The sequence below is a fragment of the Zymomonas mobilis subsp. pomaceae ATCC 29192 genome (genome assembly GCF_000218875.1).
Lineage (GTDB): Bacteria > Pseudomonadota > Alphaproteobacteria > Sphingomonadales > Sphingomonadaceae > Zymomonas > Zymomonas pomaceae.
The window spans coordinates 276,136-302,093 of record NC_015709.1; the positions used below are offsets into that span (position 1 = coordinate 276,136).

Genomic DNA, 25,958 nt, shown 5'->3' on the forward strand with positions numbered 1-25,958 from the left:
TTTGGCTATTCATCATATTTTAAAGAGTGATTAATTAGAATAAAAATAATTTAAATTTATACAAGTTTAATTATATTTTTAGTCCAAAATAGCGTTTGTTATTTATAGAAATAGGATTCTATATTAAAAAATATTTTTTAATTCAATAATTACTATGATTTCCAAATATTGGATTAAATTTTCATTTAATTTCGGTAATTAATCGGAGAATTCCCCATGTCCTTGTTACGTCGTCTTTCTCCCGCTTTACTGGTTCCGGTTGCGGCGGTTTCGCTTGCCGGTTGTGGGATTAACCAAATCCCAGCTGCTGAAGAAAACGCAAAAGCGCGCTGGGCAGATGTTCAGAATGAGTATCAACGACGAGCTGATCTTATTCCTAACTTGGTTGCTACTGTTAAAGGGTATGCTAGCCATGAAAAAGATGTCCTAACGGCGGTTACAGAAGCCCGTGCTAAGGCAACATCCATGAATGTTTCGGTGGACAACCCCGATTCTATGAAGCAATTTGCTGAGGCCCAAGGACGGTTAAGTATGGCTTTGGGACGCTTGATGTCAGTTCGTGAACAATATCCCCAGTTACAGGCAGATCAGAATTTTCTGGCTTTACAGGCTCAACTGGAAGGGACTGAAAACCGGATTACTATTGCAAGACGGGACTATAATGAAGCAGTTCAGTCTTATAATACCTTAGTCAGAACCTTCCCGAATGCTATCGGAGCTAAAATATTCTATGGTGCAAAACCCATGACCCCTTATGAAGCAACCGCAACCAATGCGCAGGCGGCCCCGACTGTCAGCTTTGATGCCCCAGATTCTGCCTCTCAAAAGAAATAATAGGATAGAGCCAGTAGCTATGTCTAATTTTAAAAAAAATTTACTGTCCCGCTGCTGGCTATTAGGCTGTCTTTTTTGTGCTTTTGCCACTGTCTTTATGACAGCGGGGGCTTTTGCCCAAAATTTTCCAGATATCGGTGATCAGTATGTGGTCGATGCCGCTCATGTTCTTTCCCCCCAAAGAGAGAAAAAGATTAATGCTGAGTTAGCGGAAATTGAGCGAAAAAGCGGGCATCAGATGATTGTTGTCACAGTCGATGATTTACAAGGTTACGATATCCGCGATTACGGGTATCGATTGGGGCGTCATTGGGGTATCGGGCACAACAAAATTAACGATGGATTGCTTTTTATTGTCTATCCGAAAGCCGGAAATAGAAAAGTAAGCGTCGAGGTCGGCTATGGCCTAGAGGGTAGTATTACCGATGCACTTACTTTTACCCTTCTCCATCAAAAAGTTGTGCCTGTTCTCAAAAAAAATGTCGAGGATGGCATTGAAGCAGGCGTTCAGGTTTTTGGTGATTTACTGACCGATCCTGAGGATGAATTAAGAAACAAGTCATTAAAGGCAGAAGCCGACTATAAAACGAAAACAACGAACGATTCCTTACCTGTAAAACCACTAAAGCCTATACACCCTTTAATATGGATTATTATTATAGGCGGAGGCTTCTTTTTTATAACGGCGCTTATCAGCGAAAGTAAATTTCAGAACTTCGCGAAGGGGCATGATAAAAATGATTATTCTTCTAAAAAAGAAGGTTTTTTATCCTCCCCTATCTCAGGACGGCTCCATTTTTTCTTTGGTACTTTATGGTCTGTTCTTCGATTTATTTTGAATATAATTTCAACTTTCATGCTACTTTCCATGCTGTTTGGCCGTCGGAATGGAGGGGGGCATGGTGGTAGCGGCGGTGGCTTCTTCGGGGGTGATGGCCGCGATAATTCTGATCATGATTCCGGTAACGATGATTCTTTTGGTGGCGGTGATGGGGGCTCATTTGGCGGTGGGGGCGCGTCAGATGATTGGTAAATATTTATTCTTCGACCGCGTAGGTGCTGAGGAAATAATATTTCATTTTTAATATCACATGAGATTTAATATCTTATTTTTTGTAAATCATTTTTAAACTTTTTATAAAAACATGAAAACCTCGTATAATATTCCAGAATAATAGATTTTAAATTCTGGATTGGACATCTGTATTATGAATAAAAACCCTGAAAAACCGCTTAAAACTGAACTTCTTTATTCTGGGAAATATATTCTTTTAAATCGGCGTGGTAGCTGGGAATATGCCAGTCGTCCTCATAATATGACAGCCGCCGTTATTGTTGCTATAGATGAAGACACCATTATTTTAGTCGAACAACGCCGCATTCCGTTTGATTGCAATACAATCGAATTGCCCGCGGGCCTTGTGGGCGATGAAGAATCCGGTGAATCTGTAGAAGACGCGGCCAAACGAGAGCTTATAGAAGAAACTGGCTACCATGCAGAAGTCATTCATAATTTAGGAGAATTTGCATCCTCTCCGGGTATGACGTCTGAAGGATTCTTTCTTATTCGTGCAGAAGTGTTAACTAAAGTCGGCGAAGGGGGCGGGGTTGATGATGAAAATATTACCGTTCATCGGGTAAAGTTAGCGCAACTATCCGAATTTATCGTTCAAAAGAGAGCTGAAGGGCTTGTTATGGATGCAAAGCTTTTATTGCTTTTAGGGCCTGCATTATTAGGAAAGACCGCATTTCCTGAAGACTGAACTATCTGAATGGTGACCCCGGCGTGACTCGAACACGCAACATCCTGCTTAGAAGGCAGGTGCTCTATCCCGTTGAGCTACGGGGTCACTTTGAGCAGAGCTATACGCATTCACGCGCAGGTTTCAACCACCAAGCGTATTTTTCTTTAATTTCTTTTTACTTCAGGCGGAAAAATTTGAATTTTTCGTTTCTGCACCGCTTGCTTGAACACAATAGAAAACTAAAAAGCGCCCTCTCTTTTAACTTAAGAATGTGGTTAGATTTTTTTAAATTATGAAAAGTCTCTCTTTTGGGCAGAATTTTTATCATTGAAATTATAAATAGCGCCGTTGAAAAAAATCCATCGCCTTTCCTTTTAACAAATAAGCTGAGTCGTGGAAAGGCAAGTGAAATCTAAAAAAAACAAAAAAAATAATCTTTGCGGTGGATTGCCATCCTACACTATCACTGGTGTATATCAACATATTGAAACACAATATTTGGAAAAATTTTCTAAAATTGAGTGCCGTATAATAGCGACTAATAGAGAGTTATAGCCGGCTAATATCCGTCGGTTTTGTCACTATGGGGACAAAGAAGACTTTCTTGAAAAGAAACTGGGAAAACCCGTTTTAACCCGCTTCTCTTTTTTAGAATTTTTTTTGAGTAGTTAAGGAAATAGAAGACGATGACGCTTTCTTCGGAAAAATTGAAAGATAGCACCAAAAGCGTAAACCAACGGCGTTTCAAAATTAAAATCGATTCGAGCCGGGACGCTTTATTAACTGAATTTGGTAAAGCCACTTTGGATGATCGTTATCTTCTCCCCGGTGAAAGTTATCAGGATCTTTTTGCCCGTGTTGCAGATGCCTATGCCGATGACGAAGCCCACGCGCAAAGGCTTTATGATTACATTTCTCGATTATGGTTCATGCCAGCAACGCCAGTTTTATCTAATGGCGGCACAAAACGTGGTTTACCTATTTCTTGCTATCTAAATTCTGTTCCAGACAGCCTTCAAGGTATCGTCAATATCTGGAATGAAAATGTCTGGTTGGCTTCCCGTGGTGGCGGAATCGGGACGTATTGGGGTAATGTACGCGGTATTGGGGAAACCGTTGGAATGAACGGTAAAACCAGCGGTATCATTCCCTTTGTTCGTGTCATGGATTCTTTGACATTAGCGATTAGTCAGGGATCGTTACGACGTGGTTCGGCGGCATGTTATATTGATATTTCTCATCCTGAAATTGAAGAATTTTTGGAAATTCGTAAACCTTCCGGCGATTTTAACCGGAAAGCTTTAAATCTACATCATGGTGTCTTGTTGACAGATGCTTTCATGGAAGCGGTTCGTGATGGACGTCCTTTTGATTTGGTTTCACCCCATGATGGTTCGAGACGGGGTGTAGTGGATGCTCGTAGTCTATTCCAGAAACTGGTAGAGACCCGACTTCAAACCGGAGAGCCCTATATTGTTTTCATTGATCATGTGAATAACAATATGCCGCATCATCATCAGGAACTAGGTTTAAAAGTCTCAACTTCTAACCTCTGTTCAGAAATAACCCTTCCCACAGGAATGGATCATCTGGGCAATCAGCGAACAGCGGTATGCTGCCTTTCCTCTCTTAATCTGATTACTTGGGATCAATGGCATGATGATAAACGCTTCATTGAAGATGTGATGCGTTTTCTCGATAACGTCTTGCAAAGTTATATTGATAATGCCACGGATGAAATGGCTCAAGCGCGTTATTCTGCGATGCGGGAACGATCCGTCGGGCTTGGCATAATGGGGTTTCATAGCTTTTTACAGGCACGGGGAATTCCGTTCGAAGGCGCTTTAGCCAAAAGTTGGAATCTCAAAATTTTCCGTCATATCAATGCTAAGGCCAATGAAGCCTCTATGCTTTTGGCCAAAGAGCGGGGCCCCTGCCCTGATGCTGCGGATACGGGCGTTATGGAGCGTTTTTCTTGCAAAATGGCCATTGCACCTACGGCCTCTATCAGCATTATTGCAGGCGGGGCTTCTGCCTGCATTGAGCCTATCCCAGCCAATATTTATACGCATAAAACATTATCTGGCAGCTTCGTTGTCAAGAATCCTTATTTACAAAGACTTTTGCAAAAAAAATCAAAAGATTCCGAAGCTATATGGAATTCCATTTTAGAAATGAATGGCTCTGTTCAGCATCTGGAATGCTTGAGTTCTGAAGAAAAAGATATTTTCAAAACCAGTTTTGAAATTGATCAGCGTTGGTTAATAGAAATGGCTGCTGATCGCGCATCCTATATTGATCAAGCGCAATCTTTGAATTTGTTTATTCCAGCAGATGTCGAAAAATGGGATCTCTTGATGCTGCATTTCCGTGCATGGGAATTAGGTGTAAAATCACTTTATTATCTGCGCTCAAAATCTATTCAACGTGCGGGATTTGCAGGAGGTGTTGAAGCGGACAACACATCGCAAATGCGTCAAATTGAGGTGGAAATGCGCAATTATGATGAATGTTTAGCCTGTCAGTAAGTAAAAATAGACTAAATATTTATCCTCGGAGAATTGATAGTCATATTTAATATTCCATATTTAGTTGAATGATTGGCGACGCTAAGGGAGGTCATAGTGACCGTCATTGCGGTTTACAGTTCCAAAGGCGGTGTTGGGAAGACCACCTTGGCGATCAGTTTGGCTGGCTTATCGGCCAGCCAATCTTGCCGCCGGACTTTATTATGGGATCTTGATCCTCAAGGGGCTGCCTCTTTCCTGTTAGGCGGTGAAAAGGCTGAATATCAGCATGGTTTTCATAATATCGAAACTATTTTCACTCAAAAACTAGATCCTAAAAATTTTATTATTCCAACCGAGCTTCCTGAACTGGATCTTTTACCTGCCGATATTTCTTTGCGGCATCTAGATGCCATTTTATTAAAATTGGATAAACGAAAACGGCTAAAAAAAATTCTACATTTTCTAGCAAAAGATTATGATCGAATTATAATGGATTGTCCCCCTATGGTAGGGGCCTTAAGCGATCAGCTGGCTGAAGCGGTATCGTTAATTGTTGTTCCGGTGCCCCCTGATCCCCTCGCTTATCGAAGTTACCAAGAAATAGTCAGCTATTTTAGTGAAAAATCACAAATGACTTTTGCCTTAATGCCTGTGTTTAATATGGTGGATAAAAGGCGGATTACCCACAAACAGGCCATGGAACGAGAAAAAGATTGGCCGGTCATCCCAAGAACTTGTCTTTTTGAAAAAATGGCGCAACATCGTCGCCCAATCACCACTTATGCGCCGCGCAGTTCGGCATCATTAGGACTAGCAGACTTATGGCTTACGGTTGAACGTCGCCTTATGACCTTGAAATTATAATTTCAGCTAATCTTTTCTGATAGGATGGTATTCGCTTTATAAAGAAGGTTTAGAATTTTCTTTTATTAGGTGAGTCTGTTCTTTCCGGCGACGCAGATTGCGACGCAACGCAGCCCCTAATTGTTGTTGCTTATTATCTTTCTGATTCTTGGCCATTTTTTTAAAAATATCCGCTTTTTTTTAAAATTAAGGTCTAGCAACCTTGACTAATAGAAATAGTTTCGCCATAGGAGCGCCTCACCATGAAAAAAGGTGACAGTGCTGCCGTAGCTCAGTGGTAGAGCGCATCCTTGGTAAGGCTGAGGTCGTGAGTTCAATCCTCACCGGCAGCACCATTTCTTTAATGTTTCCTTAAATCTAAATCCCTCACCCTAACCTCTATTACGAGAATCCTGTTCTCTCTCGTTTGTATATCTGATCAAGATATAAAAAACCCGCTTACAAGCTTTCTTGTCCGCGGGTCTTTTTATTTAAGATTTAAAGTTTTTCTTGATTCCGACGACCCAGAAGTCGCAGCCGTAAAGCATTCAGTTTAATAAAGCCTGCGGCATCCTGCTGATCATAGGCCCCCGCATCATCTTCAAAAGTAACGACCTTTTCAGAATAAAGCGTATTGGGTGATTTACGGCCAATAACGTTGACGCTTCCTTTATACAGCTTCAGACGTACTGTGCCGCTTACTCTTGCCTGACTATGATCGATGGCAGCCTGTAACATCTCCCGTTCAGGAGAGAACCAGAAGCCATTATAAATTAGTTCAGCATAACGCGGCATTAACTCATCTTTGAGGTGCATTGCGCCGCCATCAAGGGTAATTTGCTCAATACCACGATGGGCTTGTATAAGGATAGTCCCGCCTGGGGTTTCGTACATCCCACGAGATTTCATGCCGATGTAACGATTTTCGACCAGATCCAAACGACCAATGCCATGCTTACGCCCTAAGTCGTTAAGCTTTGTTAGAATTTCGGCTGGCGTTAAGGCTTCACCATTGATCGCTACTGCATCCCCACGTTCAAAATCAACTGTAATGATTTCTGGCGTATTCGGCGCATCTTCAGGGTTAACCGTGCGAGAATAGACGTAATCTGGTACTTCTTCCCATGGATCTTCCAGAATTTTACCTTCTGAAGATGTGTGGAGCAAATTAGAGTCAACCGAGAAAGGCGATTCACCACGTTTATCTTTGGGCACCGCGATCTGACGCGATTCAGCGTAGGCAATCAATTTGCTGCGGCTATTAAGATCCCATTCCCGCCATGGGGCAATAACTTTAATATCCGGGGCTAAGGCATAATATCCCAGTTCAAAGCGTATCTGATCATTACCTTTGCCGGTTGCCCCATGCGCTACTGCATCGGCACCGACCTGACGTGCAATTTCGATTTGACGCTTGGCAATAAGGGGGCGTGCGATAGATGTGCCCAGAAGATACTGCCCTTCATAAAGCGCATTGGCTCGCATCATTGGGAAGACAAAATCACGGACGAATTCTTCCCGAAGATCATCCATAAAGATATGTTCGGGCTTAATGCCCATCATCTCGGCCTTTTTACGAGCCGGTTCAAGCTCCTCTCCTTGACCGAGATCTGCCGTGAAGGTGACAACTTCGCAGCCATATTGTTCTTGCAGCCATTTCAAAATAACACTGGTATCAAGGCCGCCTGAATAAGCCAGCACGACACGTTTGACTTTTTCGGTCATGAAAGTCTCCGAAATGAATTTTATAAATGCGGCAATGTCTTTACCGTATAGCCGCCGATTGCCATGCTTATCATGGTGATTCAAGCATCATCCTGTTTTAAACGCATTCTATAGCGGCTTCCTTATTAAAGGAGGATAGATTATTATAAGCATTATCAGGTAATATTCATAAAATGCCTGATAGCGTTTCATCTTCGAAGTATAGGAAAATACCCTAGGAATTATATTTTATTATAAAGTTCTACCTCTTCTTTTTGAAACAAGGTCAAAAATGATGAAAAAGAAAACATTTCTTTTGAATGGTCTGTCAGCCGTATCGGGTCTGCTTTTAGCAGCATCCCCTCTCTCTCAGGCTTTTGCACAAGATATGGTTCCGCCCCACTTTCTGCCGATTACACGGGGAGAAATGCAGGCGCGCATAAGACAAGACTTTGATAAGTTTGATCTTAATCATGATGGTACCGTGACTACGGCTGAATTTCAAACCGCTTTGGCCAATGAAAAAAGCCAATGTCAGGCGATGATGGCCCAGTTTCAAAAAGAAAATCCTGACGCTCCGAAGGACCCAGATGACAGTTCAGCTGGAAAGAAAGGCCGTGGGCGGCGCGGTGGCCATCGGATGTGTGATATGGAAAAAGGGCCCATGTCTCATTGGTTTGATCGCATGGATACCAACCATGATGGTCAGGTTACCTATAATGAAGCCAGTAGTCAGGCTTTAGGGGCCTATGATGCCGTTGATACTAATCATGATGGTATCATTACCCCCGATGAACGTAAGGCGGCTTTTGAAAAATGGAAAGCAGAACATCCTTTCCGTGGTCCCGATAGCAAAAGCACGACCAGCACCAGTAAAACACGGTAATTCTTTTAAAAATTATCCCTGCTCTTTGGGCAGGGATAATTTTAAATAGACCATTTTGGATATGGGTTAATTTTAGTATTCACTAGCCTTTAATACAGCCTCATTTTCAAACATATAATCACGCGTTAAAGGTAGGCTATCCCGTTTTTTAATATATTGAATTTGATAATTACACATTTGGCCAAAACGGAACGCAGCAGAAGCCCCTGCCAGATAAAAAGTCCACATACGATAAAAACGGGCATCGTAAAGTTTAATAATATCAGCCTTGGCCGCCATCACCCGTTTATACCAATGATTAATCGTATACATATAATGTAGCCGAAGGGTTTCTACGTCTGAAACAATTAAACCGCTATGCTCACTTGCACCAATAACTTCTGATAAAGCAGGACAATATCCACCAGGAAAAATATATTTGTTTGTCCATGGATCTGTCGTGCCGGGTAGCCCAAGACGACCAATAGTGTGAAGCAACATCACCCCGTCATCGGCCAAAAGATCACGGCAATGATTAAAAAAGCTTTTATAATAAGGGGGGCCTACATGTTCAAACATCCCTACCGAAACAATACGGTCAAAACGTCCTTCTACCTGTCGATAATCAATAAGTTTGAATTTTACCCGATCTGAAACCCCCGCTTCTTCTGCACGTTTTTTTGCAACTTTTAATTGCTCCTCCGAAAGCGTTATCCCCAAGACATCGACATCCGCCACGCGATTTAAATAAAGCGCCATGCCACCCCATCCGCATCCAATATCTAAAATTTTTTGGCCGGATTTAAGCGCTAATTTAGAGGCAATATGAATTTTCTTGTCAAGCTGCGCTTGATCAAGAGAATTATGTGTATCCGTGAAGTAACCGCAACTATATTGACGGTCCTGATCCAAAAAGAGATGATATAGTTTATCACTTAGATCATAGTGATGGGCAACATTTTGTTTTGAGCGAGCCTTCCAGTTAAGGCGCTGAAATTTGTTCGCCATGCTTTGAATCGTGCGGGGGATTACCCCGCCTTCCAGCATACTGGCCCGATCACTGACAGTATTGGCAAGAATAAGATCAATGAGTCCTAGGATATCCTCATCATCTACTGTCATGCGACCATCCATATAGGCCTCACCTGAACCCATATAAGGATGAATAGCCACAAAATCGGGCGCTTCGGGATCATGAAAACGTACCGTAATCGGCGTGTTTTTAGAGACGGTCCCATAGGTATGACGTTGACCATTTGATTCAATAATGATCAGTTGGCCTTGGCGGATTAATTTCTTCAAAAATCTATCGAGTAGCCACATGCTAAAACTTTACAGGCTTTTAAGTGATAGACAAGAGCAGAAATTATACCATTTTACTATGAATTAGAAGGATCCTGCACATAGGATCGGGGTTGTCTTTCCGCGGCTGATTTTAATTGTCCGCAAGCGGCCATAATATCTTGCCCCCGTGTGCGTCTCACTGGTGCCGAGATGCCCGCCTCGAAAATAATATCTGAAAAACGGGCTATCCGTTCTGCTGGGGAGCATTCATAGGGCGATTCCGGCCATGCGTTAAAAGGAATAAGGTTAACTTTGGCCGGTAAACGATAGTAGCGTAGTAACCGAACCAACTCATGCGCATCTTCTTCGCTGTCATTTTTATCTTTTAACATGACATACTCAAAGGTGATGCGCCGTGCATTATTGACCCCGGGATAAGCCGCACAAGCCGCCAATAATTCTTCAATGCCGTATTTTTTATTGATAGGTACAATTTCGTCACGCACTGTTTTCGTAACCGCATGGAGCGAAACCGCTAGATTAACACCCATTTCTTCACCGGCACGCGCCATAAGGGGAACAACACCTGCCGTCGAAAGCGTAATACGGCGGCGGGATAAAGCGATACCATCGCCATCCATGACGAGCTTTAACGCGTCTCGGACATTATCAAAATTATAGAGGGGCTCTCCCATCCCCATCATAACGACATTCGTCAGCAAACGCCCTTCCGGCTTTGAAGGCCATTCCCCTAAGCTATCTCGCGCCAGCATAATTTGACCCACTATTTCACCGACGCTTAAATTGCGTACTAATTTCATAGTGCCCGTATTACAAAAACGGCAATTGAGCGTGCAGCCAATCTGACTTGAGACGCACAGCGTGCCACGATCGGCATCTGGAATAAAAACCATCTCATAGTCATGCCCGTCATCGGTTTTTAATAGCCATTTTCGGGTCCCATCGACCGATATTTGAGCCGTCACGACCTCAGGACGAGAAATAACAAAACGTTCTGCTAGCCATGGACGCATGGTTTTAGCAATATCCGTCATAACCTCAAATTCGACGGCACCACGGTTATACATCCAATGCCAAAGTTGTTTTGTGCGTAATTTCGCCTGTTTCTCTTCAAGTCCGGCTTCTTTTAAAGCCTGTCGGATTTGATCCCGTGATAAACCCAAAAGATCAATGCGGCCATCCTGACGTGTTGGCAAAATGCGAGGTGCTACTTGTACTTCAGCCTGACCGCTGATCAGACTACCGGAAAGAGAAGAAGTTAAGGTCATAGGATATAAAAACTCAAAAATAAGCTTAATTTCTGCCTGCATAAGAGGACAAAGCGGAGAAATATAATTTTTTAGAAAAGGATAAGGCTGCTCATTATCTAGAATAGCATAAAAATAGATATTTTGAAAATGTTGTTGCCGCTCTATAGCGTATAAAGCGGCTTAATAAAGATTCATTTTATCTGAAAACCCAATCAATAAAATCAATGTATATCGCGACGATTGAGCCACGGGGCTATAAGCAGGCAAGCGATAATAAACGAACCCAAGGTTAGCCCTAAAAATTCACACTGAGAAAAGTGAATAGTTAATTTTGAAGTCACTATATCAAGCTTATTATTAATAAAGCGTAAGCCGTAATCCCACGGATAATAAAGCCATCCTTGTTCCGAAAAACCTATATTCACAGGCCCAGCTGCAAAGCTGAGAAGGGTTCCAAGCGTTAGCGGCAAGGTCGTATTAGAGGTAAACCAGCTTATGCTATGTTGAATAAACAGAACAGGCAAAAAAACGAGAGACAAGCCAGCGACCAGCATAATGAAATTGTTTTCTGGCATGAATCCGATCGGATCGCTCTTTATACTGACCAATAGACCCGCGCTATATACCAATATAAGGATCAGATTAGCTGAGGCTAAAAGTGCCCACTCAACGAACAGCTTGGCAAAATATAAATGGCATGGTCGTATGGGCAAAGTTAACATTAAACGCCAAGTCTGGTTCTGGTGATCATTGCCATTAATGCGCGTCGCAATAATAGCGATATAGAGCGGAAAAACAAAACTACTCCAAAGATATAAGGCGCTTTGCCATATTATCTGCCATGAAGCTCTATCCAGAGGGTGCCCTATGGTAAAAGCAGCAAGCGTAACGACTATAGCAGGGGCTATTAAAAACAATACTAAGCTGCGCGTGCGACTGATTTTTGTAAATTCCGCTATAATCAGCCTGATCATTAAAGATAAGGAATGCTTTAACCTTTGCAAAACCATAGCGCTTTTTATACCCCGCCTCTGGAAAGTTGTATTTGTTGAGAGAACCATTGTTCCAGCTTGGGTTGCTGTAGCGTGGATTGATAAAAATCAATATTGGCTTCAACCAACAGCCGGTAAATCGGCGGCGTATCTTGACGATAAATCCCTTCGATCAAGAGTTTATTTTCGTTATGCTGAAATACTTTATAGCCGTGATTTGTCAGTAAAGTGAGCGCTGCTTCGTTATCCGCAACCTCCAGTAACAGACCACAGCGATGGGTGGCCCGAATGCTTTCTAGCGTTCCTTGAAATAGGATTTCTCCCTGACTGAGTAGAGCAAGATGTGTGGCTGTTTTTTCAACTTCTTCCAACTGGTGGCTGGAAAAGAAAACCGTGCACCCTGTCCTTTCGGGCAAACTTACTAATAACTCTCGAATTTCTTTAATGCCTTCAGGATCAAGACCATTTGTCGGTTCATCAAGAATGAGTAATTTAGGATTACCTAATAAAGCATGGGCTAAAGCTAACCGTTGTTTCATCCCCAAGGAATAATGACTGATTTTCAAATTGCGCTCACAATGGAGAGAAACCATTTCGATAACGCGGTCTATTTCCTGATAGGGAAGCTTTTTTAGTAAACAGCCTATTTTTAAAAAATTAAAGGCGGTCATATGACCATAAAGGCTCGGTGAATCGACCAAACATCCCATATTTTGCAAAGCCGCTATGGGATTTTTTTGCATATCATGACCCAGTACAACCACTTTGCCGGATGTGGCATGGCAAAGACCTGTAATAAGTCGAATAGTGGTTGATTTGCCCTGTCCATTATTACCAAGGAAGGCGAAAAGACTGTTTTTAGGAACCGTAAGGTTAATATCCTTCAAAACAGTATGGGCACCAAAATTTTTTGAAACATTATGTAAGCGAATAGCTGTAGTCAAAGCATTCCCCCTCGCCCTACTTTATAACGCAAAAATGCTTTCGACCGGAATAAAACCCCTATATTTGGAATAGATTAAATAAAATCTACTATACAAGCGGGCGTTCTTGATAGGGTTGTAGCGTATAATCAGTGATACCAAAAGCCGCGAGATCCGCTTTCATTTCCAAGAGCGCCGCTTCATCCAATAAAGGCGGATAGACCGTTGTACGAATTTGGTGGCTAACGCCACTCTCAAGGAGATGCTGCAAACTTTTTTTTACGTTTTCAGCGCTATTCGGGATGCGCGTAATTTTATCATAGAGGGAAAAAGGCCCTTTGATGTCAAAACCGATCCAATCCACCAAGGGTAATAGCGGGATCAGACGTTCTGGTTTGACACCGGCGGTGTGCAAGCCGATTTTAAAACCTAAATCGCGTACCCCTCGCATGGCATCAGGTAAGGCCGATTGCAAAGTGGGTTCACCACCAGAGAAGACAACACCGTCCAAAAGCCGACCACGCTGTTTTAAAAAAGCGACCAGGTCATCCCATGGAATTTGTGTTTCAGCTTTTCCTGTCGCAGGACGTAGCGATTGATTATGGCAATAAGGACAATCCCAGCTACATCCTTGACAGAAAAAAGTGGCGACAAGTTCACCTGGCCAGTCGCAACTGGACATGCTTGCTATGCCGCCCACTCTTAAATCAGTTGCAGCCACAGCTACCTTCTTCAAAATAACGGCGCTGCCCAAATTCGCCCTGCTTACCAATATTGAATGAGGATACCGGACGATGATAGCCCATAACGCGCGTCCAGATTTCACAAGGCTGACGTTCTTCGTCTTTCAGCTCGATTTTTGTGTAATCTTGGGTCGTAATTTTTAATTCAGTCATGATTTTTCCTCTCTTGGAATAGTTAAATTTTCTAGGCTGCTTTATTATTACATTTCGCCGCAAGCAGTTCCGCATCGCATTTAGGACAGAACTTATGCTCGCCCTCTAAATAGCCGTGTTTTGGACAGATCGAGAAAGTGGGCGTAATGGTAATGTAGGGCAGCCGGAAATTTTCAAGCGCCCGACGCACCAATTTCTTGCAGGCTTCTGCATTAGAAATGCGTGATCCCATATAGAGATGCAACACAGTGCCGCCGGTATATTTGCTTTGTAAAATTTCTTGGCGTTCTAGGGCTTCAAAGGGATCATCTGTAAAATCAACCGGAAGTTGACTGGAATTGGTATAATAAGGATTCGTTTCACTCCCGGCCTGAAGCATGTCGGGGAAGCGTTTCTTATCCTCACGAGCAAAGCGATAGGTTGCTCCTTCAGCCGGTGTCGCCTCTAAGTTATAAAGATGACCGGTTTCTTCTTGAAATTCGACAATCCGTGACCGGATATGATCCAGAAAACGTACCGCAAAAGTTGCCCCCCATTCGGTCGTCAGATCTTCTGCACCCGAAGTAAAGTTACGGATCATTTCGTTGACACCGTTAATGCCAAGCGTTGAAAAATGATTGCGTAAAGTGCCGAGATAACGCTTCGTGTAAGGAAATAAGCCGTTATCGATATGTTTTTGGATAACTTTGCGCTTAATTTCGAGGCTGGTGCGACCGATATTCAGCATCGCGTCCAAGCGTTGAAAAAGGCTAGCTTCATCGCCACGATGCATACGCCCAAGACGAGCACAGTTGATCGTAACAACCCCTAATGAGCCTGTTTGTTCGGCGCTTCCAAAAAGACCGTTTCCGCGCTTTAATAGCTCGGTAAGGTCTAGTTGCAAACGACAGCACATCGAGCGCACCATATGCGGCTTTAAGTCAGAGTTTAGAAAATTCTGGAAATAAGGGAGGCCATATTTCGCCGTCATTTCAAACAGACGGTTGGCATTCTCACTTTCCCAGGGGAAATCAGGCGTAATATTATATGTCGGGATCGGAAAAGTGAAGACACGCCCTTTAGCGTCTCCTTCCGTCATGACTTCCATGTAAGCGCGGTTGATAAGATCCATTTCTGGTTGAAGATCGCCATAGGTAAAGGGCATATCTTCACCACCGATTACCGGCACCTGATCTTTTAAATCATCAGGGCATGTCCAATCAAAGGTCAGATTGGTAAAAGGCGTCTGCGTTCCCCAGCGTGATGGCACATTCAGATTATAGATCAATTCCTGAATATATTGCCGTATCTGCTTATATTCCAAGCCATCCTTACGGATAAAAGGTGCCATATAGGTATCGAAGGAACTGAACGCCTGCGCGCCCGCCCATTCATTCTGTAAAGTACCCAGAAAATTGACGATCTGCCCAATAGCGCTCGACATATGTTTGGGGGCACCAGCTTCGACTTTACCGGGAACACCATTCAAACCTTCAGTAAGTAAGGTTCTAAGAGACCAGCCGGCACAATAGCCGGAAAGCATATCTAAATCATGGATATGCAAATCACCTGCACGATGCGCTTCCCCAACCTCGGGAGGATAAATATGGGATAGCCAGTAATTGGCAACGACCTTACCGGAAACATTCAGGATGAGACCACCCAAAGAATAGCCTTGGTTGGCATTGGCATTCACCCGCCAATCGGCCTGTTCCAGATATTCATTGATCGAGGATTCAACCTTGACGATGGTTTCCTGATCTTTCCGAGATTTTGAACGTTGTTCCCGATAGACAATATAAGCACGCGCTGTTGCAAAATAGTCAGCCGAGACCAAAACCTGTTCAACAATATCCTGAATCTGCTCAATTTCAGGCGCATGATCCGAAAAGCGATGCGCGATAACTTTTTGTGCCTGTGCAGAAAGTCTCGCCGCTTCAGATGCCTTAAATTCTCCTGTAGCTGCACCTGCTTTTTCGATAGCAAGACGAATTTTACCGCTATCGAATAGCACCTTATCGCCATTACGCTTAAGAGCGAAAGCAGGAAAAGCTGGCGCAGCACGGGCCATTGATGGTGTCCTTTTTTTATTAAAATCGCGTTCAATTCTAAGATAAACAGCCCACAAATAGAGGCGCAAATTCTTTAAAAAAGCCCCTAAAAGTGTAAAGAAAACCTTTGGTTGCAGATAGTTTGCAACCATATATGCTGTGTTATCTTATTTTGAGATCACTAAATGTTGTATGAATCTCTAGATCAGAAGCTCATTTTTCGTCAAGCGAATAGATAGTCTTGACAAAGAAATAAGCGCCATTTCCGGCGAGAAAAATCTTATGAAAAAAAATGCTCTCTAACCGATAACTTTTTTAAAAAAATTAAAAACACGCTTGGCATCACCTTTGCAATTTATATTAATTGCCTCTTTTATTATTGAGATTTGTTCTCAATATATTTTTCCCATCCCGATGCCCTTAATTCACAGGCAGGGCACTGTCCGCAGCCATATCCCCATGGATGTAATTGTTGCCGATCACCTAAATAACAACTGTGGCTTTCTTGCCGAATCAACTCGACCAGAGCAGCGCCTCCAATCTCTTCGGCCATCTGCCAAGTGGCAGCCTTATCAAGCCACATAAGCGGCGTATGCAGCACCAGCCGCCTTTCCAGCCCCAAATTAATCGCGACCTGCAAGGCCTTAATAGTATCATCGCGGCAGTCAGGATAACCGGAATAATCCGTTTCGCACATACCACCGACAATATGACGAAGTCCCCGCCGGTAGGCAATTGTAGCGGCAAAGGTAAAAAATAACAGATTCCGTCCCGGAACAAAGCTGTTAGGAATACCGTCTTCACCAAAAGCTATTTCGGTTTCGCGTGTAAGGGCACAATCGCTGATTTGATGAAGGACATTAAGATCCAAACTGTGGTCTTGTCCAAGTCGATCAGCCCAAGTAGATGACATTTTTGATAATTCGTTTCGGATAGTTTTACGGCAATCCAATTCAACTTTATGCCGTTGGCCATAGTCAAAACCAATCGTCTCGACTCTTGAAAAATGTTCTAAGGCCCATGCAAGGCAGGTAGTAGAATCCTGACCACCAGAATAAAGAACAAGGCAACCTTCTTGCGCTGTTCCATACTGAATATCACTTGAGAAAGATTTTTTTATTGCCGTCATTTTAGCCCCTTTTTTACCCTTTTTACGCCTTTAAGCCTTAACCACATTAATAGATGATTCTTAATGAGCCCTCTTATTTTCTGCAATGTGGCGCCATGTCTGAATAAAACGCTCGATTACGGCTTCGTTTGTTTCAGGGCCAAAACTGACGCGAATGACTTCTTCAGCCTTTTTGTGATCATATCCCATCGCTTCTAGGACGGGGCTGATCTTTAAACTTCCTGATGCGCAAGCACTGCCAGCAGAAATTGAAATACCCGCCATATCAAATAGAATAAGCTGGGTCTTAGCGGCAATATTCGGCATATGATAAGAGGCAATCGTAGGAATTCGACTTGAATTTTCAGCAATAATGCCGCCGCCTGCGGCTAATATGGCGCGATCTAGCTTTTCGCGTAGCGCTTTGTTTTTTTTTAACCAGCTTTTGTCTTGTGCTACCGCCGCCGCAAATCCGAGAATGGCAGGCCCATTCTCCGTGCCTGCTCGATAGCCTTGCTCCTGTCCACCAAAAGGCAAAAGATCCGCTAAATCGCGTACAAGTAGCGCCCCAATACCGGGAGGCCCCCCCAACTTATGCGCCGAGATACTGATAAAATCAGCATCCGGAAGGTCAATTTTCCCCGCTGACTGAGACGAATCAGCAAACCATAAACTATTTTTTTCTCTGATTTTTGAGGCAACCTCATCAAAAGGCTGGATGACTCCCGTTTCATTATTGACAGCCTGAATGGCAATAACCTGTTTTTCAGGTAAATTATCTAACTGAACATAGCCTGCACTATCAACGGGCAGCGTTTCAACGGCGATCCCTGTCCTACGGAAGGCATCATGCTCTACAGCCGATATCGTCGATTTTTTAAAGATATTTTGCTGTAAAACCAAAGCGATAGCTTCGCTGGCACCACTGGTAAAAATTAAATGATGGGGCCAGTTCAGGGCCTGTTTAATCTGAAAACGGGCCGATTCTACGGCTTGGCGCATCTCACGACCCTCTTTATGGGGTGATGATGGATTAGCCCACAAATCCAACCCTCTATACATTGCTTTTTTTGCCGCATCCAAGAGCGGTGTAGTGGCTGCATGATCGAGATAAAGGCGGCTATTCACACAGAGTCCTTAAAAGCTTTCGGCTTTTATAAAGCCGTAAATATTGCGTGGAAAAAACCCTAACCTTATATAAGCTAGAGCGATAACTTGTTTTTTTAGGGTGTTTATTACATCCGATAACTAAATGGATCACCATGCCTGCAGTCATTTTCCCCGGCCCGGAAGGGCGTCTTGAAGGTCGATTTCAACCCGGATCGCGACCAAGGGCACCTGTTGCTTTAATTCTTCACCCTCACCCACAAGGTGGGGGCACGATGAATAATCATATTACTATGGCACTTTACCAGACTTTTGTCCGCCGTGGTTTTGCGACATTGCGTTTCAATTTTCGCAGTGTCGGGCGTTCTCAAGGGGTTTTTGATAACGGCATTGGCGAACTCTCTGACGCAGCGTCTGCATTAGATTGGGTTCAATCTATCCACCCAGAAGCGATTACGACATGGGTCGCTGGTTTTGGATTCGGGGCATGGATTGGGATGCAATTGCTGATGCGGCGGCCTGAGATTAAAGGTTTTATTTCAATTGCTCCCCCTGCCAATATGTATGACTTTTCATTTTTAGCGCCTTGTCCTTCTTCGGGTATCATCATTCAGGGGGGTGCCGATGAAGTCGTGACGGGTTCTGCCATTCAGAAATTAGTGGATAAGTTGCGAACGCAAAAACATATTACTATTGATCACGATACTATTCTGGGAGCTAATCATTTTTTCCAAAATGAAATGCCGGAACTTATGCAGAGCGTAGATAACTATCTGGATATGCGGTTAAAAGCTGATCTTTCCTAACAGAAATTCTTCTGGGAGAAGGGATATTTTCTATTTCCCCCTTCTCCCATGAAAAATTAAAAATATTTCTGACCTATCAAATTTGGAATATATTGAAGTTTTTTGTTCATAGTTATAATAAATTATTCAGGACAGAATAATTTTCTTTAATAATTATTTTAAGATGTTGTTGTTTTTGTAAAATTTATTATATTTAGGGTGGTTGCTCCCATATTCTCAGGATTAATATTTTTTAATTTTATTTCAGAAAATCTATAATTTTTGCTATTTATATAACAGTTATCCTTGAAATTTATTTCTTATAAAAGAAATATATTTTTTATTATTTTATTATTTTATTATTTTAGAAAGTCCTTGATTTTATCATTATTGTACTTCGTTTTTTTCAATAATTTAAAAAATTTTTAAATAGCTATTTAAATCTTGATAATCCTCTTTACATCCGAAGCCTTAGTTTTTATGAACGACGCCCGCTGCCCCATGGGACTTCCAACCGCAAGGCAGCTTTTTAGTCTTGCCACCCTACCCTCTGGAGGTCCCTTGAATTGCACAAACATCATAGCGCGCTGGGGTTAGCTTCTTCTCTCCGTCCGGTTGATCCGGTCACCCTTATTCGCCCTCATGCTGCTCATCGCGCGGCTCGCTTTTTTATTGAGAAATTTGCGGGTACGACGATGTATGCCGTGAAGGCCAATCCTTCACCGGCCCTTATTTGTCGTCTGTGGGAATCTGGTATTACCCATTATGATGTAGCCTCGGCTAATGAAGTACGGTTGGTAAGAGGATTGCTACCGCACGCTACCTTATGTTTTATGAATCCTGTTAAACCAGAAGAAGTCATCCGTGAGGCATATCATGTCCATGGTGTGCGGGCTTTTTCGTTGGATAATCAGGAAGAACTAGACAAAATTCTGCGGGCAACCGACTATGCCAAAGATTTAACGTTATGTGTGCGGTTACGTGTTTCTTCTGATCATTCCAAACTAAGTTTGAGTTCTAAATTCGGCATCGATCCGAATGCTTCGGCATCTTTATTAATGGCTGCAAGACAAGCCTCAGATGCTTTGGGTATTTGTTTTCATGTGGGTAGCCAAGCGATGTCCCCTGTTGCCTATATTCAGGCATTAGGGTTAGTCCGTGATGCTATTGTTCAAGCCGGTGTGACCGTAGATGTCATTGATGTCGGGGGCGGTTTTCCTTCTGTTTATCCAGATCTTGAGCCGCAGGCTTTGGAAAATTATTTCCATGCCATCCATGAAGCCTACGAAGCCTTACCTATCTCTTACTCTGCGGAATTATGGGCAGAACCGGGACGCGCTTTATCGGCAGAATATTCCAGCATTATGGTTCGGGTAGAACGTCGGCGCGGGAATGAACTTTATATCAATGATGGCGCTTATGGGGCCTTATTCGATGCTGCCCATCTTAATTGGCGTTTCCCTGTAAGATTGTTACGGGATAAACCGAGTGATGCGCGCCTATTAGATTTTAGTTTTTATGGCCCAACCTGTGATGATATGGATTACATGGCAGGCCCCTTTTCATTACCGGCGGATGTAGCCGTTGGCGATTACATTGAAATCGGTATGCTGGGGGCTTACGGCAATGCCATGCGCACGGATTTTAATGGTTTTAAAATGGGGCCTACGTTGATCGCAGATGATCAACCCATGGCAAGCCTTTATGATGATGAAAATGATCTCAGACGCACTATAGCTATCCGCTAAGTCATGAGCATTTTTAATATATTGGCTAGAAAATATTGCTATTAAAAACCTGTTTTCTGGTTCGATTTATCTAGGGTTACTTAAATTTTATGTCGGCTTATTTCCGGCGCTAAGCGGAGCTTTCTTTCATGACAGACACGACGATCAACGACCAACGCAAAGCAGAATTGCTTTCAAAAGAAGTCGAACACATCGACATCCGAAGCTTTGATGCCCGTCCTATTATTAATGCAATGGGTAAGATGAGCTTCACCAGTCGTGATCTGGCACGTGCAACCGACATCTATAATCAGATGCTGGCTGATCCCAAATGCTCTATTTTCTTAGTCATTGCAGGGTCGACTTCGGCGGGTGGCTGCATGGATGCTTATGCTGAATTACTACGCTCTAATATGATTGATGGGGTTGTCGCGACAGGGGCTTCCATCGTTGACATGGATTTTTTTGAAGGCTTGGGACACAAACATTATCAGGCTCTAGAAGTACCTGATGATATGACCCTTCGTTCTCTTTACATTGATCGTATTTACGATACCTATATTGACGAAGAACAGCTTCAGGATTGCGATAATACAATCTATAAGATTGCAGAATCCTTAAATCCCGGCGGTTATTCCAGCCGTGCCTTTATTCGGGAAATGGGGCGCTATCTGTCAGAGCATGGTAAAAAAGAAAATAGCCTCGTCAAATTAGCTTATGAGCATGATGTTCCGATTTTCTGTCCGGCCTTTGTCGATTCTTCTGCCGGATTTGGTCTCGTAAAGCATCAGGTTGAGCGGATTCGTGATAAAAAACCTTATGTTATGCTGGATGCTGCTGCCGATTTCCGTGAACTGACTGAAATTAAAATTCAAGCAGGTACGACCGGTCTTTTGATGATTGGTGGTGGCGTGCCAAAGAATTTTGTTCAAGACACGGTCGTTTGTGCGGAAGTCTTGGGCTACGAAAATATTGAAATGCATAAATATGCCGTGCAAATTACGGTAGCTGACGTGCGGGATGGGGCCTGCTCTTCTTCAACTTTAAAAGAAGCTGCTAGCTGGGGTAAGGTTGATACAGCGCTGGAACAGATGGTTTATGCTGAAGCCGGTTCGGTTTTACCCTTGTTGGCTTCTGATGCATGGCATCGTGGTCTGTGGAAAAATCGTGAACCACGGGCATGGAGCAAAATTTTTGCTTAAATTTACTGTATAAGTTTTTATAAATTTTAAATTATTTTTGGAGAAAGCCCCATTTTTTGGGGCTTTTTTCTATCCTTTTTGAAGATAAAAATCCGATTTTCATTTCTAATTTTAATTTTTTTGCCAGTACTTATTAAAAGTTTTCTACGTGCTCCCCTCTTGCCGTTTGTGTCGTTCTGGCTCATGGTTCGTCCGACATGACAGGTTCTGATGATTTTAGCTTTAATAGAGAGGGCGATCAGCTAGCCTTAAGGGGCTCTCTGACACTTTCGGATATAGAAAGCTTATCCGATAAGCTGAAAACATTTTCCTCGGTAAAAGTGATAGATCTTTCTGATCTTCACCGAATGGATACAGCGGGTGCTTGGGTTGTTCACAAACTGGCCAAAGATACCAAAGCTGAAATCAAGGGAGCGGATACGGCTATAACGCATATTCTGGATAGAATAGCGCATTATGACTATCCTCTAGCCAATCCTCCTGAACCAATATCGCCTCTAGTCTATGTTTTGAGCAGTACCGGTAAAAATATAGTACAGGTATGGAAAACAACGGTTGGCTTAATTAATTTTTTTGGAGCGCTTCTACTAAGCCTTTGGCATATTATTCGTCATCCAAGCCGTTTGCGGCTTACCGCTACTTCATGCCAACTGGAATCTGTTGGTGTTAATGCTATTGCGATTGTTGGCTTGATGAGCATACTTGTCGGGGTCGTTATTGCCCAGCAAGGCGCTGTACAGCTTCGCCAATTTGGCGCAGAAATTTATAGTATTAATCTTGTTGGCCGAATTTCCTTTCGCGAATTAGGGGTTTTGATGACCGCAATTATGATTGCTGGCCGTTCAGGATCGGCTTTCGCCGCAGAAATTGGTTCTATGAATTTGGCGGAAGAAATTGATGCGATGCGCATTATTGGTGTATCGCCTATGGAAACATTGGTTGTACCGCGATTTATTGCCAGTATTTTTATGATGCCTTTATTGGGCTTTTATGCCACCATAGCGGCTATTTTGGGCGGTGGTTTACTCTGTTGGACTTCTCTTGAAATTCCTCCGGCTACTTTTATTACCCGCTTACGGGAGGTTATTCCCTATACAGATATTGCCGTCGGCTTGATTAAAGCGCCTATCTTTGGGGCATTGATTTCAATAACCGGCTGTTTTCAAGGTACTCAGGTTAAAGGCAATGCGGAACAATTGGGACGCTGTACGACAAAAGCCGTTGTTCATTCTATTTTTCTGGTAATCGTTCTTGATGCCTTCTTTGCAGTATTCTTTTCCGAGATAGGCTGGGTATGAGCGATTCTGACGTTATAAAAATACGCGGTCTAAAGAACAGTTTTGGTACTCAGGTTGTTCACGAAAACCTTGATCTCAGTGTCAAACGCGGTGAGATACTGGGCCTCGTCGGAGGTTCCGGTAGCGGTAAGTCTGTTTTAATGCGTTCCATCATCGGTTTACAGAAACCCTCTGCGGGTTCAATCGAGGTTTTGGGTCATGAAATATTAGGCCAAGATATTTTGACGTTGCGTATGGTTAGCAGACATTGGGGCGTTTTGTTTCAGGAAAGTGCTTTATTCTCAACCTTGAATATTATTGAAAACATTCAAGTCCCCTTACGAGAGTATTATCCAGATCTTGACCAATCACTCTTAAATGAGATTGCCTCTTATAAAATTGCTATGACTGATTTACCGGAAGAGGCCGGTATAAAATATAACTCTGAACTTTCTGGGGGGATGCGAAAACGCGCCGGATTATCCCGTGCTTTAGCGCTTGATCCCGATTTGTTATTTTTAGATGAACCCACCTCCGGTCTTGATCCCGTTAGTGCAGATGCTATTGACGCCTTGATCTTGGGATTACGTCAGATGCTGGGATTGACCGTGTTTATGATCACCCATGATCTCGATAGCCTTTACAATATTTGTGATCGCGTCGCGGTACTAGCCGACAAAAAGGTTATTGCTATCGATTCGGTCGAGAATTTAGCTAAGCTCGATCATCCTTGGATAAAACGCTACTTTAATGGGCCTCGTGGTCGGGCAGCGGCGGAATCCTACGATGCCAGAAAGACAGGAGCATAAGGAACAGACGATGGAAACCCGCTCCAATTATATCCTCGTTGGTAGTGTTACGCTGCTATTACTGGCTTTAATTGCCGCTGTGCTTATCTGGGTAGGCCGTATTTCCGGTAATGAGACACGATTATATGATATCTTTTTTCATCAATCCGTCGATGGCCTGACCAAAGGCAGCACCGTTACCTATTCCGGTGTTCCTTCAGGACAAGTAAAAGAGATTAAATTATTACCCAAAGATCCCGATTTTGTTCGTGTAAGAATTATTCTTAATGCGGATACGCCTGTTCTCCAAGGTACCACTGCAACGATGTCTAGTGTCGGATTTACAGGGGTTAATCAAATTACCTTGGCGGGTGGTGTCGCCGGCGCAAAACCGATTGAGAATCAAGGGCCTTTTGGGGTTCCCGTTATTCCGACCAAACCTGGCGCTTTGGGGCAGATATTGAATAGTGCGCCCCAGCTGTTGGAACGGATTACAACCTTAACTGAAAGAATGAGTGATCTTCTCAACGATCATAATCAGCGCTCGATTGCTCGTATTTTAGATAATATGAATACGCTTTCTGCAACAATGGCAGGACAATCGCCTAAAATTCGGCAAATTCTTGATGATACACATCATGCTTTGGTCAATTTAGGAGATGCAGGCCACCAGATCGCAGATTTGGCACAGACTACAAATGATACCGTTAAACAGGATATTCATCCGGCGACGGCCCATTTGAAAGAAACCGTAATGGCGGCGCGTGACAGTATGCAAAATCTTAATGCAATGCTGATTGATGCTCGTCCGGGTGTTCATCACTTCTCTAACGAAACGATGCCTCAATTTGATCAGTTGATAAATGATTTGCATGATATGATTGGCAACATGTCCGCATTAACGGATCGTCTCAACCAGAACGGCGCTGAGGGAATGATTAGAGGACGCCCGTTACCTGATTACAAGCCTAAGGATTAGTATTATGGATTTTCGTTATCGCTCAGCCCTGATACTTCCTATGGCTGCCCTGATGGTGTCTGGCTGTGTCAATATTGGCAATCGGACACCACCCAAAAATTTATTAACATTGACACCTGCTGTGGAGGGGGCTGTAAACAGTAATGTTTCCTCTCAGAATAAGCCTCTTTTGCTGGTTTCGCCGCCGTCCGTGCCGGCAGAATTAAAAGTAACGCGTATTCCGGTTACGACTAGTCCAACAACCATTGCTTATTTAACGGATGGGGTATGGGTAGATTTACCTTCCCGTCTCTTTAGTAGTTTACTGTCTGATACTATCGCGCATCATAATCGTTTTATGATTGTTAGTTATCGGACAGCCGTTGTGCCGGGTTATCGTTTGTCAGGCACCTTATCGGCTTTTGGATTAGATGCGGTACATCATCAGGTTGTTATTACCTATGAGGCCTTTTTCAGCGGCGTTGATAATAAGACCAGGCAAAGTGAAGATGTGATAAGCCATCGGTTTGAAGTACGGCAAGATATAAAGCAGCAGGATGCTGTCAATGTCGCAGCAGCCCTTAACAAAGCGTCCAATCAGCTCGCTGACCAAGTGGCTAGTTGGTTGGACCAGCAAGCTGTAGCTCCCGCGGCATCATAAACAATGGCTTTTTTGGGATCGCTTCTTTCTTTTTGTGCGTTATAGCGTTAAGAGCGCATTTGGCCTTGATAATATTATATCGGGGCTGATCTGGATTTCTATCATTTTTGCATATTATCCTTTTTAAGAAGCATAATGCTAAAAAATCCGGCGAATAATCTTGAAATTATCATAGGCTATAACAAAAAGTTATACTCTGTAGTTTAGAAATAAAGAGGCTTCATTTGGCAAAAGAAGAATTGCTCGAAATGCGTGGTCGCGTTGTGGAATTGCTTCCTAACGCGATGTTTCGTGTTCAATTAGAAAATGATCATGAAATCTTAGGCCATACGGCTGGCAAGATGCGGAAAAATCGTATTCGTGTCTTGGTAGGGGACGAAGTTTTAGTTGAACTAACCCCTTATGATCTGACCAAAGGGCGGATCACCTATCGCTTTAAATAAATTTT

24 protein-coding genes and 2 tRNA genes are annotated in these 25,958 nt (G+C 43.1%); 15 read left to right on the forward strand and 11 right to left on the reverse strand.

Annotated elements, in window-relative coordinates:
- Window positions 1–216 precede the first annotated feature (216 nt).
- From ZYMOP_RS01225 to ZYMOP_RS01235, 3 genes are all read left to right on the forward strand, one after another.
- The gene (locus ZYMOP_RS01225; protein WP_013933543.1) at window positions 217–834 is read left to right on the forward strand and encodes a LemA family protein; all 618 of its coding nucleotides are present in this window, start codon (window positions 217–219) and stop codon (window positions 832–834) included.
- Window positions 835–853: 19 nt separating this feature from the next.
- Window positions 854–1,867, forward strand: coding sequence for a TPM domain-containing protein (locus tag ZYMOP_RS01230; protein ID WP_013933544.1), 1,014 nt, complete (start codon window positions 854–856; stop codon window positions 1,865–1,867).
- 175 nt (window positions 1,868–2,042) lie between these two features.
- Window positions 2,043–2,597 carry an NUDIX hydrolase gene (locus tag ZYMOP_RS01235; protein WP_013933545.1) on the forward strand — a complete coding sequence of 185 codons (555 nt, stop codon included), beginning with the start codon at window positions 2,043–2,045 and terminating at the stop codon, window positions 2,595–2,597.
- A 10-nt stretch (window positions 2,598–2,607) separates the two neighbouring features.
- Here the strand turns inward: ZYMOP_RS01235 and ZYMOP_RS01240 are convergent.
- A tRNA-Arg gene (locus tag ZYMOP_RS01240) sits at window positions 2,608–2,684 on the reverse strand.
- A gap of 581 nt (window positions 2,685–3,265) precedes the next feature.
- Between ZYMOP_RS01240 and ZYMOP_RS01245 the strand changes: the two genes are divergently transcribed.
- The 3 genes from ZYMOP_RS01245 to ZYMOP_RS01255 all read left to right on the forward strand — a co-directional run bounded on the left by ZYMOP_RS01245 (window position 3,266) and on the right by ZYMOP_RS01255 (window position 6,288).
- Window positions 3,266–5,107, forward strand: a complete 1,842-nt coding sequence (locus ZYMOP_RS01245) for a ribonucleoside-diphosphate reductase subunit alpha (protein WP_013933546.1) — start codon at window positions 3,266–3,268, stop codon at window positions 5,105–5,107.
- 96 nt (window positions 5,108–5,203) lie between these two features.
- Complete coding sequence (locus ZYMOP_RS01250; RefSeq protein WP_013933547.1) at window positions 5,204–5,953, forward strand: ParA family protein; 750 nt, start codon at window positions 5,204–5,206, stop codon at window positions 5,951–5,953.
- Window positions 5,954–6,213: 260 nt separating this feature from the next.
- Window positions 6,214–6,288: transfer RNA gene (locus tag ZYMOP_RS01255), tRNA-Thr, on the forward strand.
- 142 nt (window positions 6,289–6,430) lie between these two features.
- Here the strand turns inward: ZYMOP_RS01255 and ZYMOP_RS01260 are convergent.
- Window positions 6,431–7,657, reverse strand: a complete 1,227-nt coding sequence (locus tag ZYMOP_RS01260) for an argininosuccinate synthase (protein WP_013933549.1) — start codon at window positions 7,655–7,657, stop codon at window positions 6,431–6,433.
- A gap of 274 nt (window positions 7,658–7,931) precedes the next feature.
- On the opposite strand from ZYMOP_RS01260, the gene ZYMOP_RS01265 reads away from it, so the two are divergent.
- Complete coding sequence (locus ZYMOP_RS01265) at window positions 7,932–8,522, forward strand: EF-hand domain-containing protein (RefSeq protein WP_041581614.1); 591 nt, start codon at window positions 7,932–7,934, stop codon at window positions 8,520–8,522.
- 72 nt (window positions 8,523–8,594) lie between these two features.
- Here the strand turns inward: ZYMOP_RS01265 and ZYMOP_RS01270 are convergent, their stop codons facing one another.
- The 9 genes from ZYMOP_RS01270 to ZYMOP_RS01310 form a co-directional block, all read right to left on the reverse strand.
- Entirely contained in the window at window positions 8,595–9,824 is a 1,230-nt protein-coding gene (locus ZYMOP_RS01270; protein WP_013933551.1) for an SAM-dependent methyltransferase, read from the reverse strand.
- A 56-nt stretch (window positions 9,825–9,880) separates the two neighbouring features.
- Entirely contained in the window at window positions 9,881–11,074 is a 1,194-nt protein-coding gene (gene rlmN, locus ZYMOP_RS01275) for a dual-specificity RNA methyltransferase RlmN (RefSeq protein ID WP_041581856.1), read from the reverse strand.
- A gap of 203 nt (window positions 11,075–11,277) precedes the next feature.
- Window positions 11,278–12,030 (reverse strand): ABC transporter permease, encoded by a 753-nt coding sequence (locus tag ZYMOP_RS01280; protein WP_041581858.1) that lies wholly within the window; start codon window positions 12,028–12,030, stop codon window positions 11,278–11,280.
- 44 nt (window positions 12,031–12,074) lie between these two features.
- Window positions 12,075–12,992, reverse strand: coding sequence for an ABC transporter ATP-binding protein (locus ZYMOP_RS01285; RefSeq protein ID WP_013933554.1), 918 nt, complete (start codon window positions 12,990–12,992; stop codon window positions 12,075–12,077).
- A gap of 88 nt (window positions 12,993–13,080) precedes the next feature.
- Window positions 13,081–13,692: an anaerobic ribonucleoside-triphosphate reductase activating protein gene (locus ZYMOP_RS01290; RefSeq protein WP_013933555.1), complete on the reverse strand. Its 612-nt coding sequence runs from the start codon at window positions 13,690–13,692 to the stop codon at window positions 13,081–13,083.
- A complete protein-coding gene (gene nrdD, locus ZYMOP_RS01295) occupies window positions 13,679–13,867 on the reverse strand; it encodes an anaerobic ribonucleoside-triphosphate reductase (RefSeq protein WP_013933556.1) in 189 nt (62 codons plus the stop codon). Before nrdD ends, ZYMOP_RS01290 begins: the two co-directional genes overlap by 14 nt.
- 31 nt (window positions 13,868–13,898) lie before the next feature.
- A complete protein-coding gene (locus ZYMOP_RS01300; RefSeq protein ID WP_013933557.1) occupies window positions 13,899–15,917 on the reverse strand; it encodes a ribonucleoside triphosphate reductase in 2,019 nt (672 codons plus the stop codon).
- A 356-nt stretch (window positions 15,918–16,273) separates the two neighbouring features.
- Complete coding sequence (gene queC / locus ZYMOP_RS01305) at window positions 16,274–17,026, reverse strand: 7-cyano-7-deazaguanine synthase QueC (protein ID WP_013933558.1); 753 nt, start codon at window positions 17,024–17,026, stop codon at window positions 16,274–16,276.
- Window positions 17,027–17,086: 60 nt separating this feature from the next.
- On the reverse strand, window positions 17,087–18,133 hold the full coding sequence (locus ZYMOP_RS01310) for a cysteine desulfurase family protein (RefSeq protein ID WP_013933559.1): 1,047 nt from the start codon (window positions 18,131–18,133) through the stop codon (window positions 17,087–17,089).
- Window positions 18,134–18,267: 134 nt separating this feature from the next.
- Between ZYMOP_RS01310 and ZYMOP_RS01315 the strand changes: the two genes are divergently transcribed.
- The 8 genes from ZYMOP_RS01315 to infA all read left to right on the forward strand — a co-directional run bounded on the left by ZYMOP_RS01315 (window position 18,268) and on the right by infA (window position 25,953).
- Window positions 18,268–18,918: an alpha/beta hydrolase gene (locus tag ZYMOP_RS01315; RefSeq protein WP_013933560.1), complete on the forward strand. Its 651-nt coding sequence runs from the start codon at window positions 18,268–18,270 to the stop codon at window positions 18,916–18,918.
- Between the two features lie 545 nt (window positions 18,919–19,463).
- Window positions 19,464–20,645 (forward strand): type III PLP-dependent enzyme, encoded by a 1,182-nt coding sequence (locus tag ZYMOP_RS01320; protein ID WP_013933561.1) that lies wholly within the window; start codon window positions 19,464–19,466, stop codon window positions 20,643–20,645.
- A 128-nt stretch (window positions 20,646–20,773) separates the two neighbouring features.
- Window positions 20,774–21,826, forward strand: a complete 1,053-nt coding sequence (locus ZYMOP_RS01325; protein WP_013933562.1) for a 1,9-bis(guanidino)-5-aza-nonane synthase — start codon at window positions 20,774–20,776, stop codon at window positions 21,824–21,826.
- 197 nt (window positions 21,827–22,023) lie between these two features.
- Window positions 22,024–23,124 (forward strand): ABC transporter permease, encoded by a 1,101-nt coding sequence (locus ZYMOP_RS01330; RefSeq protein WP_013933563.1) that lies wholly within the window; start codon window positions 22,024–22,026, stop codon window positions 23,122–23,124.
- On the forward strand, window positions 23,121–23,912 hold the full coding sequence (locus ZYMOP_RS01335; RefSeq protein ID WP_013933564.1) for an ABC transporter ATP-binding protein: 792 nt from the start codon (window positions 23,121–23,123) through the stop codon (window positions 23,910–23,912). The genes ZYMOP_RS01330 and ZYMOP_RS01335 overlap by 4 nt, the downstream gene beginning before the upstream one ends.
- A 10-nt stretch (window positions 23,913–23,922) precedes the next feature.
- Complete coding sequence (locus tag ZYMOP_RS01340; protein WP_013933565.1) at window positions 23,923–24,870, forward strand: MlaD family protein; 948 nt, start codon at window positions 23,923–23,925, stop codon at window positions 24,868–24,870.
- 4 nt (window positions 24,871–24,874) lie between these two features.
- Window positions 24,875–25,510, forward strand: a complete 636-nt coding sequence (locus ZYMOP_RS01345) for an ABC-type transport auxiliary lipoprotein family protein (RefSeq protein WP_013933566.1) — start codon at window positions 24,875–24,877, stop codon at window positions 25,508–25,510.
- 224 nt (window positions 25,511–25,734) lie between these two features.
- Window positions 25,735–25,953 (forward strand): translation initiation factor IF-1, encoded by a 219-nt coding sequence (gene infA / locus ZYMOP_RS01350; RefSeq protein WP_007403889.1) that lies wholly within the window; start codon window positions 25,735–25,737, stop codon window positions 25,951–25,953.
- The last annotated feature ends 5 nt before the right edge of the window (window positions 25,954–25,958 follow it).